Annotated in this window: 17 protein-coding genes; 9 read left to right on the plus strand and 8 right to left on the minus strand. The window is 62.4% G+C overall.

All coding sequences use genetic code 11. The annotated features are described in order from the left end of the window. The first annotated feature begins 137 nt into the window (after positions 1-137). Both RG2_RS06005 and rsrA read left to right on the plus strand, forming a co-directional pair. Positions 138-863, plus strand: a complete 726-nt coding sequence (locus RG2_RS06005; protein ID WP_202025927.1) for a sigma-70 family RNA polymerase sigma factor — start codon at positions 138-140, stop codon at positions 861-863. Then, positions 860-1,141 (plus strand): mycothiol system anti-sigma-R factor, encoded by a 282-nt coding sequence (gene rsrA / locus RG2_RS06010; protein WP_033231177.1) that lies wholly within the window; start codon positions 860-862, stop codon positions 1,139-1,141. The genes RG2_RS06005 and rsrA overlap by 4 nt, the downstream gene beginning before the upstream one ends. Before the next feature lie 90 nt (positions 1,142-1,231). On the opposite strand, the gene RG2_RS32675 is transcribed toward rsrA, so the two are convergent. After that, the gene (locus RG2_RS32675; RefSeq protein ID WP_095887907.1) at positions 1,232-1,306 is read right to left on the minus strand and encodes a 50S ribosomal protein bL37; all 75 of its coding nucleotides are present in this window, start codon (positions 1,304-1,306) and stop codon (positions 1,232-1,234) included. Between the two features lie 128 nt (positions 1,307-1,434). Here RG2_RS32675 and RG2_RS06015 point away from each other — a divergent pair, with 128 nt between their 5' ends. Next, entirely contained in the window at positions 1,435-1,650 is a 216-nt protein-coding gene (locus tag RG2_RS06015; protein ID WP_033231176.1) for a biotin/lipoyl-binding carrier protein, read from the plus strand. A gap of 10 nt (positions 1,651-1,660) precedes the next feature. After that, positions 1,661-3,163, plus strand: coding sequence for a sensor histidine kinase (locus RG2_RS06020; RefSeq protein WP_033231175.1), 1,503 nt, complete (start codon positions 1,661-1,663; stop codon positions 3,161-3,163). Positions 3,164-3,297: 134 nt separating this feature from the next. Here RG2_RS06020 and RG2_RS06025 read toward each other — a convergent pair whose 3' ends face one another. After that, entirely contained in the window at positions 3,298-3,552 is a 255-nt protein-coding gene (locus RG2_RS06025) for a WhiB family transcriptional regulator (RefSeq protein ID WP_003940950.1), read from the minus strand. A 253-nt stretch (positions 3,553-3,805) separates the two neighbouring features. Continuing rightward, entirely contained in the window at positions 3,806-4,762 is a 957-nt protein-coding gene (locus RG2_RS06030) for a diacylglycerol/lipid kinase family protein (RefSeq protein ID WP_033231174.1), read from the minus strand. Positions 4,763-4,803: 41 nt separating this feature from the next. Between RG2_RS06030 and RG2_RS06035 the strand changes: the two genes are divergently transcribed. Continuing rightward, the gene (locus tag RG2_RS06035; RefSeq protein WP_033231173.1) at positions 4,804-5,274 is read left to right on the plus strand and encodes a hypothetical protein; all 471 of its coding nucleotides are present in this window, start codon (positions 4,804-4,806) and stop codon (positions 5,272-5,274) included. A 5-nt stretch (positions 5,275-5,279) separates the two neighbouring features. Here RG2_RS06035 and RG2_RS06040 read toward each other — a convergent pair whose 3' ends face one another. Both RG2_RS06040 and RG2_RS06045 read right to left on the minus strand, forming a co-directional pair. Continuing rightward, positions 5,280-5,759: a GNAT family N-acetyltransferase gene (locus RG2_RS06040; RefSeq protein ID WP_033231172.1), complete on the minus strand. Its 480-nt coding sequence runs from the start codon at positions 5,757-5,759 to the stop codon at positions 5,280-5,282. Between the two features lie 5 nt (positions 5,760-5,764). Then, positions 5,765-6,385, minus strand: a complete 621-nt coding sequence (locus tag RG2_RS06045; RefSeq protein ID WP_051730206.1) for an acid phosphatase — start codon at positions 6,383-6,385, stop codon at positions 5,765-5,767. A gap of 84 nt (positions 6,386-6,469) precedes the next feature. On the opposite strand from RG2_RS06045, the gene RG2_RS06050 reads away from it, so the two are divergent. Next, positions 6,470-7,267, plus strand: coding sequence for a ParA family protein (locus RG2_RS06050; RefSeq protein WP_033231497.1), 798 nt, complete (start codon positions 6,470-6,472; stop codon positions 7,265-7,267). Between the two features lie 6 nt (positions 7,268-7,273). Here RG2_RS06050 and RG2_RS06055 read toward each other — a convergent pair whose 3' ends face one another. Both RG2_RS06055 and RG2_RS06060 read right to left on the minus strand, forming a co-directional pair. Next, positions 7,274-8,476 (minus strand): Rv3212 family protein, encoded by a 1,203-nt coding sequence (locus tag RG2_RS06055; RefSeq protein WP_033231171.1) that lies wholly within the window; start codon positions 8,474-8,476, stop codon positions 7,274-7,276. Between the two features lie 9 nt (positions 8,477-8,485). Continuing rightward, positions 8,486-10,027, minus strand: coding sequence for a DEAD/DEAH box helicase (locus RG2_RS06060; RefSeq protein ID WP_230589967.1), 1,542 nt, complete (start codon positions 10,025-10,027; stop codon positions 8,486-8,488). Positions 10,028-10,456: 429 nt separating this feature from the next. Between RG2_RS06060 and RG2_RS06065 the strand changes: the two genes are divergently transcribed. Both RG2_RS06065 and RG2_RS06070 read left to right on the plus strand, forming a co-directional pair. After that, on the plus strand, positions 10,457-11,152 hold the full coding sequence (locus RG2_RS06065; protein ID WP_033231169.1) for a ferritin-like fold-containing protein: 696 nt from the start codon (positions 10,457-10,459) through the stop codon (positions 11,150-11,152). Between the two features lie 105 nt (positions 11,153-11,257). Next, positions 11,258-11,488 carry a DUF3107 domain-containing protein gene (locus RG2_RS06070; RefSeq protein WP_033231168.1) on the plus strand — a complete coding sequence of 77 codons (231 nt, stop codon included), beginning with the start codon at positions 11,258-11,260 and terminating at the stop codon, positions 11,486-11,488. Positions 11,489-11,586: 98 nt separating this feature from the next. Here the strand turns inward: RG2_RS06070 and fasR are convergent, their stop codons facing one another. Continuing rightward, the gene (gene fasR, locus RG2_RS06075; protein ID WP_033231167.1) at positions 11,587-12,249 is read right to left on the minus strand and encodes an HTH-type transcriptional activator FasR; all 663 of its coding nucleotides are present in this window, start codon (positions 12,247-12,249) and stop codon (positions 11,587-11,589) included. Between the two features lie 395 nt (positions 12,250-12,644). On the opposite strand from fasR, the gene RG2_RS06080 reads away from it, so the two are divergent. After that, positions 12,645-13,634, plus strand: a complete 990-nt coding sequence (locus tag RG2_RS06080; RefSeq protein WP_230589980.1) for a DUF3152 domain-containing protein — start codon at positions 12,645-12,647, stop codon at positions 13,632-13,634. Positions 13,635-13,648 lie beyond the last annotated feature (14 nt).

Consider the following 13,648-nt stretch of genomic DNA (forward strand, 5'->3'; position numbering starts at 1 on the left):
TTGTGAGGTCGAGCGAAGCGGGGGGAATGATGTCCGGGGTAGTGGTGTTGGTACTGGTTGATCCATCCGGAAAAAGTGAAGGAGCGACCGTGCTGGCTGTGTGCGAGCCACGACCGGCCCATAGGTCGGAACTGACGATGGCGGTAACCTTGATCCCCACGGCTAGTGAAGGGATCAGAGTGCTGGAACACGACCGGCCCAAGGACGAACAGTCGGAGGTCACCGAACCTGCCGATGCCGTTGCGTCCGAAACGCCCGAAACTGCGGATGAGTTGATTGCCCGTTTCGAGCGGGACGCGCTGCCTTTGCTCGACCAGCTCTACGGTGCCGCGCTGCGTATGACGCGTAATCCCTCGGATGCCGAGGACCTGGTTCAAGAGACGTACATCAAGGCGTACACGGCTTTCCGATCGTTCCGTGACGGAACCAATCTCAAGGCGTGGCTGTACCGGATTCTCACCAACACGTACATCAACTCGTATCGGAAGAAGCAGCGTCAGCCGGCGCAGTATCCGACCGACGAGATCACCGACTGGCAGTTGGCTGCTACGGCGGAGCACACGTCGACCGGGCTGCGTTCCGCTGAGGTCGAGGCGCTCGACGCGCTTCCCGACGACGACATCAAGGCCGCTCTGCAGGAGCTGCCGGAAGAGTTCCGCATGGCGGTGTACTACGCGGACGTCGAGGGTTTCCCGTACAAGGAAATCGCGGAGATCATGGGCACGCCCATCGGAACGGTGATGTCACGGCTGCATCGCGGACGTAAGCAATTGCGCGGATTGTTGGGCGACGTCGCGAAGGACCGCGGGTTCAACCGGGGCGAGAAGGACGTAGCTGCCGAAGCGGAAGGTGTTACCCGATGAGCACGCAGGACGAATTCGAAAGGCTCGACTGCTCAGCGGTCATTGCCGACGTGTGGTTGATGCTCGACGGTGAATGCGACGATGCCAGTCGTGCGCGTCTGCAGCGACACATCGACGATTGTGGTTCCTGCCTCGCAGCGTACGGAATCGAGGAGAAGGTCAAGAGTTTGATCAGCCGCAAGTGCGGTGGCGAGCATGCGCCCGAGAGCCTCCGTCAGAGGCTCACCATCGAGTTGCGACGCACGATCATCGTGACGAGTACCGAAACCGACAAATAGTCCGGCTGGGGGCGTCTGAGACGTCAACAACAACAAGGGGCGGGGAAGCAAAGACTGCTTCCCCGCCCCTTGTTGTCGGTGCACTACATGTCAGGCGTTTGGACGCTTGCCATGGTTAGCTGCACTGCCCTTACGGCTACGCTTCTTACGACCGCGCTTACCCATGATTGGTCTCCCTTCTGTTTCTTTCGCGTCATTCTTTCACGCCCACCTCGGTGTGGTTCCATTGGCAGGTCGATCGGGTCTCCCGGCGGCGGAAGTCCTACCGGTTCTCGGCAGAAGTGAGGTTCACGATGGCAGAAGACGTGCGCGCGGAAATGGTTTCCACGGTGTTCCAGGTTGTCGTGAGTGAGGGCGATGTTGTCGCGGACGGCGACACGCTGGTCATCCTGGAGTCCATGAAGATGGAGATTCCGGTGCTGGCGGAGGTTGCGGGCACCGTCACCACCGTGGGAGTCAAGGTCGGCGATGTCATTCAGCAAGGCGACTTGATCGCCGTGATCTCCTAAGCGTTCGCGAATGTCCACTCTCAGCGACCTCCTGGCAGAACACACCGACCTACCCGGCACCGCCGTCGATCACCTGCAACGGGTGGTGGGCGAGTGGCAGCTCCTCGCCGACCTCTCCTTCGCTGACGTCCTGCTGTGGGTGGCCGCCGAATCGGATCAGTCCGCGCCGTCCGGAAGCGTGATCTGCGTCGCGCATTGCCGTCCGACCACCGCGTCGACGGCATTCCCGGAAGACGCTGTCGGGACCCTTGTGTCGGAGTCCGAGCATCCGCAGGTTCTGCGTGCGTTGGTCGAGGGACAGGTGGTGCGGACGGAGGACGCTGACTGGCGCGAAGGTATGCCGCCGCGCCGGGAGGCATTGCCGGTGCGATTGGACGGCCGTGTCATTGCCGCCCTGAGTCGCGATACCAACCTCTCGCATCAGCGGGCGCAGAGTCCGTTGGAAGTGGCGTATCTGGATTGCGCTGCCGACCTGTGTCAGATGATCAGCGACGGCACGTTCCCGGTTCGGGAATCGCGTTCGGATACCAACTCGAGTCCGCGTGCGGGCGACGGTTTCATCCGGCTCGATACCGAGGGGCGGGTGGTGTACGCGAGCCCGAATGCGTTGTCCGCCTATCACCGCATGGGGTTGAGTGCGGACCTTGTGGGCCAGGATCTCGCCGCGGTGACGCGGATGTTGGTGACCGACCCGTTCGAATCGCAAGAGGCTGCCGGCTACATCCGAGACACTTTGGCGGACAAGCCCGGTCGACGGATGGAGATCGAAGCGCGTGGTGCCACGGTGTTGCTGCGTGCATTGGTCCTCAAACCGGGTGGACGCCATGTGGGGGCTGCTGTTGTCGTCCGCGACGTCACCGAGGTGAAGCGGCGAGATCGTGCCCTGCTCAGCAAGGACGCGACCATCCGCGAAATTCACCATCGTGTGAAGAACAACTTGCAGACCGTCGCGGCGCTGTTGCGCTTGCAGGCTCGGCGAACCGGCAATGACGAAGCACGCCAGGCCTTGACCGAATCGGTACGACGCGTTACGTCGATCGCGTTGGTGCACGACACGTTGTCGATGTCGGTGGACGAGGAGGTCGACCTCGACGAGGTGATCGACCGGTTGGTTCCGATGCTCTCCGATGTCGCGGGAGTCGGTGCGCCCGTGACGATCCGGCGTGAGGGTAGTTTCGGTGTGTTCTCCGCCGAGCGAGCGACGCCGCTGGTGATGGTGCTGACGGAGTTGGTACAGAACGCGATAGAGCACGCGTTCGATCCTGGCGTCGCGGGCACCGTGACTCTCAGCGCGGAGCGTTCGGCGCGGTGGCTGGACGTGATCATCCACGACAACGGGCGTGGTTTGCCTGCGGGTTTCAGTCTCGAGAAATCCGACCGTCTGGGCTTGCAGATCGTGCGGACACTGCTCGGTGCAGAGCTCGGAGGTTCACTCGGATTGCACCCGGGAAGTGGTGGCGGAACCGATGCGGTTCTCCGTGTGCCGCTCGGCAGGCGAAGTGCGCGTTACTGATTCGCCTCGATCGCGATATTTCGAGCAGACAAAAAGCCCGGCACCATGGTGTGCCGGGCTGTCGTCTTCGACGGCAAAACGGGAGGAGCTGTACTCGCGTTCGCGTCGGACGTCTGAAGTACTCGAGTACTTGCCTAGACGGAAGTGCGTGCGCGAGTGCGTGCGTTACGACGCTTGAGTGCGCGACGCTCGTCTTCGCTCATTCCGCCCCACACGCCTGCATCCTGACCGGACTCGAGAGCCCAGGACAAGCATTCGGCGGTGACGGGGCAGCGGTTGCAGACAACCTTGGCATCAGCAATCTGTGCGAGGGCCGGTCCGCTGTTTCCCACCGGGAAGAACAGTTCGGGATCCTCGTCGCGACAGATTGCGTTGTGGCGCCAGTCCATCTTTTTCGCTCCTTAAGCTGGGTGTGAATACACCGTTTGGTACCAATGAGTTTGTGTGTGCGTAATCAATGTTTCCGCACTGTTACTTGTGAATGCTTTCACGAACTCGCGGTATGTCAATAGATTTGGACAGGTTCGTGGGCCAACTCACTAAAATCGGACGTACCGATTGGCAACCTTGTAGTCATCGGCATTTTACCCGAGCGCAATGACGGTTTTCCACTGTTTTTGCAGGTCAAGACAGTTGTGTGGATCACGCAGGCAGTGGAGCGAAGACCTCGAGTGCGTCCGGTACAGCGGTAAATTCGACCGATTTGCGAAGTCCGATGAAATCTCCGTCCATTTGAAAACCGATCGGCCGTGACGACTCGATGGTGATGGCCGCGACGTCGTCGGTCCGTACGAGGACTTTCGATTTCGGCTCTGCGCCCTTCGCCAACAGTTGCCGGACAACCTTCAGGGAGGGAAGGACTTTGGTGCTCGTCATCGCGAAGAGTCCGAGCCCCGAGTCGAAAGTCGTTCCGGGATTGGTGTGTACGGGGCGCGCTTCGAGATAGGTCCACGGGCTGGAATTGGACACGAATGCATAGTGGACGCCCGGAATGGGATCCTGACCCGGAAGCTGGACCGTCAGTGCAGGTTCGGCTCGCTTGGCCCGGAAGAACGCGGCGATCGCGGTGCGCACGTATCGACTCGGCGTCGCGGGATCACCGTTCTTACGACTGGCGTCGACGGCCTCGCACACATCGGCGTCGAGGCCCATCCCGGCGTTGAACGTGAACCAGCGGTTGTCTGCGTGGGCAAGTCCGATGCGTCGACGAGTCCGCTCGCTCAAGAGATCGATCAGTTGATTGGTGGCATCGACAGGATCGGGTGCAATGCCCAGTGAACGGGCAAACACGTTGGCGGATCCACCGGGAACAACCGCGACGGTCGGAATGGGTCCTACGGGCACGGCTTTCATCGATGTCGGATGCGGCGATCCGAGGAGGCCGTTGACCACTTCGTTGACGGTGCCGTCGCCGCCGTGGACGATCACCACACCGAAACCGTCTTCGTGCGCTTGCCGCGCGAGTTCGGCGGCGTGACCACGATGGGTTGTGTGCGTCACGGTCAGTCGCACCCGACTCTCGAGAGCGTGAGCCAACAGATCACGACCGGCCGCGGTGGTCGAGGTGGCATTGGGATTGACGATCAGCAGTGCGCGCACGGGGCATGAGCCTATCCGGTGTCGTGTTCTAGGCTGGTCTCGTGCCGAATACTGCCAGTCCGAATACCCTTCCCAACACAGTCAGGTGGGCGGGTGCCCTCGTGACGCTGCAAGGTCTGGTTGCGGCCGGCTTTGCCGTAGTCGCCGTAATTCGGGGTCTGACCGGGCACGACCAGAGCGTGACCAACGGTTACGGGTTTGCCGCGTGGGTGGCAATTCTCGGTGGTGCCGTGTTGGCTGCCGGTATCGCGCTGCTGACGGGTCGGCGGTGGGGACGCGCGATTGCCGTCGTTGCGCAGTTGCTGCTTCTGCCGGTTGCCTGGTCGCTTTTGACCGACTCGCACCAGGTATTTCTCGGTGTTGTCCTCGGAGCGGTTGTTCTCGTGACGCTGGTTTTCCTGTTCTCCGCGCCCACGTCCAAATGGATGGCACTGGAGTACGGATCATTCTCCGACGAGATCGCGACCGAGGAGACCGAATCGACCGAGGGTCGGGACAAGACCGACAGCTGAACGCTCTAGCGAGCCTGCGCGGCCAACGAACCCAGGTGGTCGCCGGTCAGTCGGTAGGTGGTCCACTCGGTTTTCGCCTCGGCGCCGAGTGATTCGTAGAACCCGATGGACGATGTGTTCCAGTTGAGCACCGACCACGACAGGCGTGAGTAGTTGTTGTCCGTGCATTCCTTCGCGAGAGCAGCCAACAAGGCTTTGCCGTGGCCTGATCCGCGCTCGGAGGGCTTCACGTACAAGTCTTCGAGGTAGATGCCGTAGACGCCTTCCCAGGTCGAGAAATTGCGGAACCACAGCGCCATACCGACAACATCTCCGCTCTCGGAGACCGCGACATGGGCAAAAGCGGACGCCGCATCACCAAAAAGTGCTTCGCCGATCTGAGCGGGTTTGACGGTGCACTCGTCGAGCGCCTTCTGATAATCGGCAAGTTCGTAGATCATGTCGGTGATCGGCTGGACGTCGGCGGGTGTGGCGCGTCGGATCATGGCACTCAGCCTTCCACGAGCGGTGGCACGTTGTGGTGCAGGAGATGCGTCGATCCGTGTTCGTACCCGAGCACCGAGTAGGCGCCGGGGGAGAGGGCAAATCGTCGGCCCTCGGAGACGGGCAGTTCGAGCCACCGCGCGATGAGAGCGCGGGAGAAATGCCCGTGCCCGATCAGGATGACGTCCCGTTCGGCCAGCTGAGACGTCACCAGGCTGAGCACCATGTCCGTGCGGGCGCCGATCTCGTCGGCATGCTCGCCGCCCGGGCAGGGATGACTCCACACCGTCCAATCGGGGACGCTTGTGCGAATTTCAGGCGTGGTGAGTCCCTCGTAGTCGCCGTAATCCCACTCGGACAATGCATCCCATGTCTGCTCGTCCGGCAGCCCTGCGAGCTCGCCCGTGCGCTGGGCGCGCAGCCGTGGGCTGGTCAGGATCATGGGATTGCGGAGGCCGAGTGCTCGAATGCGATTACCGGTGGCGGTGGCCTGGATCTCGCCGAGCGCGGTGAGCGGGACTTCGGTGCGACTGGTGTGCTTACCGCTGCGGGCCCATTCGGTTTCGCCGTGACGCAAGAGAATGACGCGGGGATTGGACGTGACGGTGCTGCGAACCGAGGAGGCCATGTGCCCATCATTGCAGGACAACTCGTGACACGACATCCGCGTGTAGCGTTCGCCTCTTCGCTCGAAATGCGCAAGGATCTATCTGTGACGACGGTTCTCGCAGTGGCAAATCAAAAGGGCGGCGTGGCCAAGACCACGACCGTCGCCTCCCTCGGTGCGGCTCTGTCCGCTCTCGGTCAACGTGTACTGGTGGTGGATCTTGATCCTCAGGGGTGCCTGACGTTCTCGCTCGGGCACAATCCCGATCGGCTCGAACGTTCGGTCAACGAAGTCCTGGCCGGTGATCTCGACGCCGCCGATGCGATCCTGTCTACCGGTGACGGCATGGATCTTCTGCCGGCAACCATCGATCTGGCGGGAGCGGAAGCGCTCCTGCTGATGCGTCCGGGCCGAGAGTTCGCGCTCAAGCGTGCGCTGTCTCCGCTGCTCGGGAACTACGACGTCGTCATCATCGACTGCCCGCCCTCGTTGGGTGTGTTGACGCTCAACGGATTGACTGCCGCGCAGTCGGTTCTTGTTCCGCTGCAATGCGAAACGCTGGCGCATCGCGGTGTAGGGCAGCTTCTGCGTACGGTGCGCGAAGTGCAGGCGATCACCAACCCCGACCTGGTTCTGCTCGGTGCATTGCCGACGCTGTACGACGCTCGGACTACACACAGCCGCGACGTTCTCGCAGATGTGAGCGACCGCTACTCGCTGCCCGTGCTCGCTCCGCCGATTCCGCGGACGGTAAAGTTCGCCGAGGCGTCGGCGTCCGGTGCGACGGTATTGGCCGGCCGGAAGAACAAGGGGGCCGACGCCTATCGCGATCTGGCGGCGAACCTTGTAAAACATTGGGCGGGAAGCGAAATCGTCACCTTTGTGCCGGACCCGACGGTCTGAGGCAAGTCAGCGCAGCGCAACCAGGGTGCCGTCGCGCTGTTCGAGAATGGTGTCGCCGGCGCTCGCGATGACGATCGGTGACGTGACGTCGCCGCGGTCGACGCCGATCATGCGGGTGACGGCGCCGTCGGTGGGGTTGATCACGGCAATTCCGTTGGGTACGGGAACAAGAAGCTGATCGGAGACCAGCGTGCCCGGGCCGGATGTTCCCTCGACGATCCAGGTGGGGGTCAAGTCGTTCGATCGAAGATTGATCGTCTGGGTGCCGGTCCACCACGTGATGCTGTTCTTGTCGGTGCGGAGGGTTGCGCGCTGAGAGTCGACGCCGTTCACGGGGTAGTCGACCAGTGCGGTGCCGGCGCCGTCGAAAATGCTGAGGCGAGAGACGGTTCCGTTTGCGCCGGGTAGGTAGACGGCGGTCTTCTCACCGGACACGGCGACGACGCGGGCACCCTCGGAATCCGGAAGCACGACCGTGCCGTATTCCTGCGGTTCCTGAGCATCCTTCGGGGCGGGATTCATGATCGTCAGACGGTTCGACGCGTCGCCCTCGCATTTCTGGAGGACGGACACGCGGCTGGAACTTGAAGCGGCGCTGAGTAATTCGCAACCTGCGTGCGGTTGCTTGTTGGGATTGACCGGGGCGTCGACGCGGCCGTACTCGAGCGTGCGGACCAGGTCGGAGCGCCACAGTTCCATGCGGGTGTCACCGAGGGAGATGACATAGGTGCCGTCGGCCGACAAGATGACCGACGGATCGGCGTCACTGTTGCGCTGGTCTTTACGTGCTCCGGTGTCGGCTACCAGCGAGGTGACTTGTGAGCACCCACGGTCGTCCTGGTACACCGCCACGACTCGATCCCAGGAACCGATAGCTCCGCAAAGTGGATAGTTGCGCGAGTAGCGCCACACTTCGTCCCCGGTGGCGGGGTCACGGCCGACGACGTCGGAGCCGTCCGCTGTGACTGCGGCGTTGCCCACGGCGATCGGAGCTGTGGAGTCCGCGCTCGGGAACGCCCACACCTCGCGCAGAATGTCCGGAAGAACCGCGGACGTCGTCAGCGGAGGGAGAGCCGTGTCAGCGGTGACCGAGGTGGTTCCGCGCGCATCACTGCGCAACCACACCACGGTCACCGCCACGATCACGGCCAGCGCGATACCGAGAGCCGCGATTACATCAGAGCGAGTACGCCGTTCAGGTGCCAGCACATGGGGAGCTTACTCTGCTGCGGCTGCCGCAACGGCCTGCGCCGGGCGACGACGACGGCGACGGCGCGGCTTGGATGCGGCGTCGGAATCGGCTGAAGTGGCAGCATCGTCGGCGGGTGCAGCAGCATCCGCCGTGGGTGCAGTTGTCTGAGTTGCGTCAGCTGATTCGCTGCCGGCCCGGGTACGGCGACGGGTCCGGTTGCGACGAGGAGCGGCCTTCTCTTCGCTTCCGTCGGTGTCGGCAGCAGCCTTCGTGTCCGCGTTCGCCTTTTCGGGCGCAGCTTGCGCCTTCGCAGGCGCAGTCTTGCGGACGGTGCCCTTCGCGTCGGCCGGGATGGACAGCTCTTCGTACAGGTGCGGCGAGCTCGAGTACGTCTCGACCGGGTCGGGAATTCCGAGGCTCAGTGCCTTGTCGATGAGCTGCCAGCGAGGGATGTCGTCCCAGTCGACCAGCGTGACGGCGATACCGGTGCGTCCTGCTCGGCCGGTACGGCCGATGCGGTGGACGTACGTCTTCTCGTCCTCGGGGCACTGGTAGTTGATGACGTGGGTGACGTCGTCGATGTCGATACCGCGAGCAGCGACGTCGGTGGCGACAAGAACGTCGACCTTGCCGTTACGGAAGCCCTTCAGGGCCTTTTCACGGGCGATCTGTCCGAGGTCACCGTGGACGGCACCGACGGAGAAGCCGCGCTCGGCGAGATCGTCGGCGACTTTCTGGGCGGTGCGCTTGGTGCGGGTGAAGATCATGGTTGCGCCGCGACCTTCGGCCTGCAGCACGCGGGCGACCATCTCGGCCTTGTCGAGTGCGTGTGCACGGTAGATGTGCTGGCTCGTGCGATCGTGCACGGCGGACGATTCGGCTTCCTCGGCACGGATGTGCGTCGGCTGCGTCAGGAAGGTGCGCGCCAGGGTGATGATCGGGCCCGGCATCGTTGCGGAGAACAGCATCGTCTGACGCTTGTCGGGGACCATGCCCATGAGGCGTTCGATGTCGGGCAGGAAGCCGAGGTCGAGCATTTCGTCGGCTTCGTCGAGGACGAGAACGCCGACCTTGCCGAGAATCAGGTGCGACTGGTTCGCGAGGTCGAGCAGGCGGCCCGGGGTGCCGACAACAACGTCGACGCCCTTCTGGAGTGCCGAGATCTGAGCTTCGTAGGGACGGCCGCCGTAGATGGGCAGAACCTGGAGACCGCGATCGCCGACGCGGAGGTACTTACTGGCGTTCTCGAGGTCGCGAGCAACCTGGATGCACAGTTCGCGGGTCGGGACGATGATCAAGGCGCGGGGCGTGCCGTCGAGGGCAGCGGTGCCATTGGAGGCAGTGGCGATGCGGTGCAGCAGCGGGACGCCGAAACCGAAGGTCTTGCCCATTCCGGTGCGGGCCTGACCGATGAGGTCGTCGCCGGCGAGAGCCAACGGAAGTGTGAGTTCCTGGATGGCAAAAGTGCGTTCGATGCCGATCTCGTTCAGCGCGCGGACGATTTCGTCGCGAACGCCGAGTTCGGCAAACGTCGGGGGTACATGAGTGTCGTCGAGCTGGACTGACACGGTGCTTTCTGTTGCTTCGTCTTCGTGGTCGATCGTGATCTTGCTCAGGGGACTAGCCTTTCCTCGTTGCGGTACGCACGCACAAGGTAAGGGGCCTGGCCGTAAATCGGCCGAAGTCGATGCCCTCTTGTTCGTCGGCTCTGCCTACGCCTCAGCACTGGGGTTTCGCGGACCGATGTTCTGATGCCGTCCGTGAAATCTCGGCGAAGCGGGCAACAACCTTCGATGCAGGTGCGCGCACATTATCTGTGGGGTCCGTGAGTACTAGATCATCCCCGCTGAATGAACGGGCGGGGGAAACTAAGCGGACTCCCGAAACCATTGTAACGGTAACCGGGCAATTCCCAGCAAAGCATGGCCTAGATCACCCCTGTCGACATGGGGTGATCGAGGGGACCGAGCGGGGATGTGGCACTAGAGTTCGTAGGCATGGGCGCACACGATCTTGATGCTTCGACTGACACTGGAACCGCCGGCCGGGTGCCTTCCGACCATCCCGGCGTGATCGATTTGTTCGCGGTACTCGCGTACGGCGAGATATCAGCGTTCTATCGCTTGTCCGAGGACGCGCAGATGGCTCCTGACCTGCATGGAAAGGTTGCTTTTGCCAGCATGGCGGCGGCGGAGATGGCGCACTTCGAGACGTTGAGCGCGGCTCTGACGGAACGTGGGCACGAGATCTTTGCGGTCATGGATCCTTTCGTTCGCGCGCTGGACAACTACCACGCGTCGACGACTCCGTCGACGTGGATGGAATCCCTCGTGAAGGCCTATGTCGGCGACGGAATTGCCGCCGACTTCTATCGGGAAATCGGTCATTCGTTACCGGAAGACGTGGCCGAGATCGTCGAGGACGTTCTCTCCCAGACCGGGCATTCCGAATTCGTGGTCCTCGAAGTGAAGGCCGCCGTGGAGTCGAGCAGCCGGGTCAAGGACCGCCTCATGCTGTGGGGACGCCGGCTGCTCGGTGAGGCGATCACGCAGGCACAGTTTGTTCTCGCGCAGCGCGACGATCTCACGGACCTGGTGATTTCCGCCTCCGGTGATCTCAACGGTGTGGTCGCATTGTTCGACGGTATGCAGGAAAAGCATGCCGAGCGCATGGCCACGCTCGGACTGGTCTGAGCCTGTTCGCTATCGGCACAGCGCGGCAGCGAGCATGTGGGAGTGATGCTGCATTAGCCTGGCCAGGACAGCTGATGTATTTCACGAACAGTTCGGAGGTTGACCGTGGAGGTCAAGATCGGTGTAATCGACAGCCCGCGTGAGCTCATCGTCAACAGCGAACAGACCCCGGACGAGGTTGAGGCATTGGTCTCAGGCGTCCTCGGTGGCGGCGAGCCGGTTCTTTCGCTCGTCGACGACAAGGGCCGCAAGTTCCTGGTGCAGGCGAGCCGCGTCGCATATGTGGAAATCGGGCCGTCCGATATTCGCAAGGTTGGGTTTGCGCCTACCGTCTGATGCGTTAGGTAAGAAAAAGGGCGGGCAGTCTCAGCTGAGACTGCCCGCCCTTTTCTGTAAGAAACAGGACTGCCGTAAAGATCAGGACTGCTGTGTCTTCAGGACTGCAAGGGCACTCTCGAGAGACCGCCCCAGGCCAGGGTCACCGTGATTTCGATGGCTTCTTCCTTGGGGATCGGGCGAGCTGCTTCCAGCCAGTAGCGAGCCGTGAACTGGCTGGCGCCGACCAGGCCGACGGCAAGGATGCGCGCCCGGTAGGGGTCGAGGCCGGAATCGTGGCTGACCAGGTCGAAGACTGCGTCGACGCACGCTTCGGTGGCTTGCTCGACCCGCGTCTGCACCTGCGGCTCACCCATGATGTCGGACTCGAAGACGAGGCGGAAGCCCTGTGAATCGTTGTCGACAAAATCGAAGAATGCCTGAACAGCGGCACGCACACGCTGTTTGTTGTCGGTGGTAGAGCGCAGGGCTTGGCGGACACCGGAGATAAGGCTGTCGACGTAACTCTGCAGAACCGCTACATACAGTTCGAGTTTGCCTGGGAAATGCTGGTACAAGACCGGCTTGCTCACGCCTGCGCATTCGGCGATCTCGTCCATACCCGCAGAGTGGTAGCCGTTGGCTACGAACACCTCGCTGGCAGCGGCGAGGAGCTGGAGCCGGCGTGCATCTCGCGGAAGGCGGGTGCTGCGACGGGTTCCAGCCGGCTTACCGGCCGATGTACCGCGATCGGATTCTGTCCGATCCGCGAGTTCTGTCATGTCGCTGTCCAATCTGAGCAAAAGTAAAATTCGGCCGCGGCACGAATATGTCGAGTCGCGAATGCGTACTCGCCAGTATCCTCCGTCACATCAGCCGTAGCTGCATGAACGATACCGTGTGTCGCGCGCTCGCGTTTTTTCGTCTCGGCAAGCGGAACCTCGCGCGGCGTGATGTGGTGGATGGCACATCTGACACGCCCTTGCCTGCGGGTTTCGTGCGGTCGGAGCCTGCCGCTTGCGGGATGTGAGATTCTGGAGCCGTGACTGACCCAGGGGGACCGCGCATGCGTGGACGAACTACGCAGAACCCTGACCGTGACGAGCTTCGAATGCGCAGCGGAGTGAGCGAGCCGTGGGGCAACCAAGACGGTGAGAGCCGTGCGCACGAGGACCGGATGTACGGAGAGCGCGACTACCGAGGAATTGCGTCGCACCAGCCGTTGCGAGCGCAGTGGGATCCCACGAAGAGGCAGGTGGGCAAGACCCCACGCACCCCACGGCCGGATCGCAGTGCCCGTAAGCAGAGTCGGCTCGGCAAGTTCGTTGCGACGTACGGGTGGCGTGCGTACGCGATTCCCGTGCTCGCGATTCTGACGATTTTTGTCATCTTCGACGCTCTGCGTGCGGACCCCGTCACGGATTCCTCGTCGTCTACGACGGCTACTGCCGACCTCGCGCACAGCACCGACGGGACCGATGTCATCGGGGCTCCGCCGGCTGCGGACGGCGAGTTCGCGGCATCGATACCGTCCGGAGCACTTCCGGATGGGGGACCGTTTGCGGTCACCGGTGGTGGCACGTGGCACATAGTCCCCGGAACTACGGGCAAGGTCGGGCAGGGCACCGAGCGTGAGTTCACGTACACCGTCGAAATCGAGGACGGCGTCGACACCACCGGATTCGGCGGCGACGAGTCGTACGGCCGGATGATCGATCAGACGCTGGCCAATCCCAAGAGTTGGACCAACGATCCGAAGGTCGCATTCCGGCGTATCGATTCCGGTTCGCCCGATTTTCGCATCTCGTTGACTTCTCAGATGACCATTCGCGACGGCTGTGGATACGAGATCGAACTCGAAGGCTCGTGCTACAACCCGGGTATGGATCGAGTCCTGCTCAACGAGCCGCGATGGGTTCGCGGAGCAATCTCGTTCCAGGGTGACATCGGTTCGTACCGGCAGTATCAGATCAACCACGAAGTCGGCCATGCCATTGGATACGCCCAACATCAGCCGTGCGAAACCGAAGGTGGTTTGGCGCCGATCATGATGCAGCAGACGTTCGGAACCGCCAATAACGACATCGCGGTCCTCGATCCCGACGGCGTCGTACCGATGAACGGACTGACCTGCCGTTTCAATCCGTGGCCGTATCCGAGAGCGTAAGTAGATAATTCAGG

Source organism: Rhodococcus globerulus NBRC 14531 (assembly GCF_001894805.1).
Taxonomy (GTDB): domain Bacteria; phylum Actinomycetota; class Actinomycetes; order Mycobacteriales; family Mycobacteriaceae; genus Rhodococcus_F; species Rhodococcus_F globerula.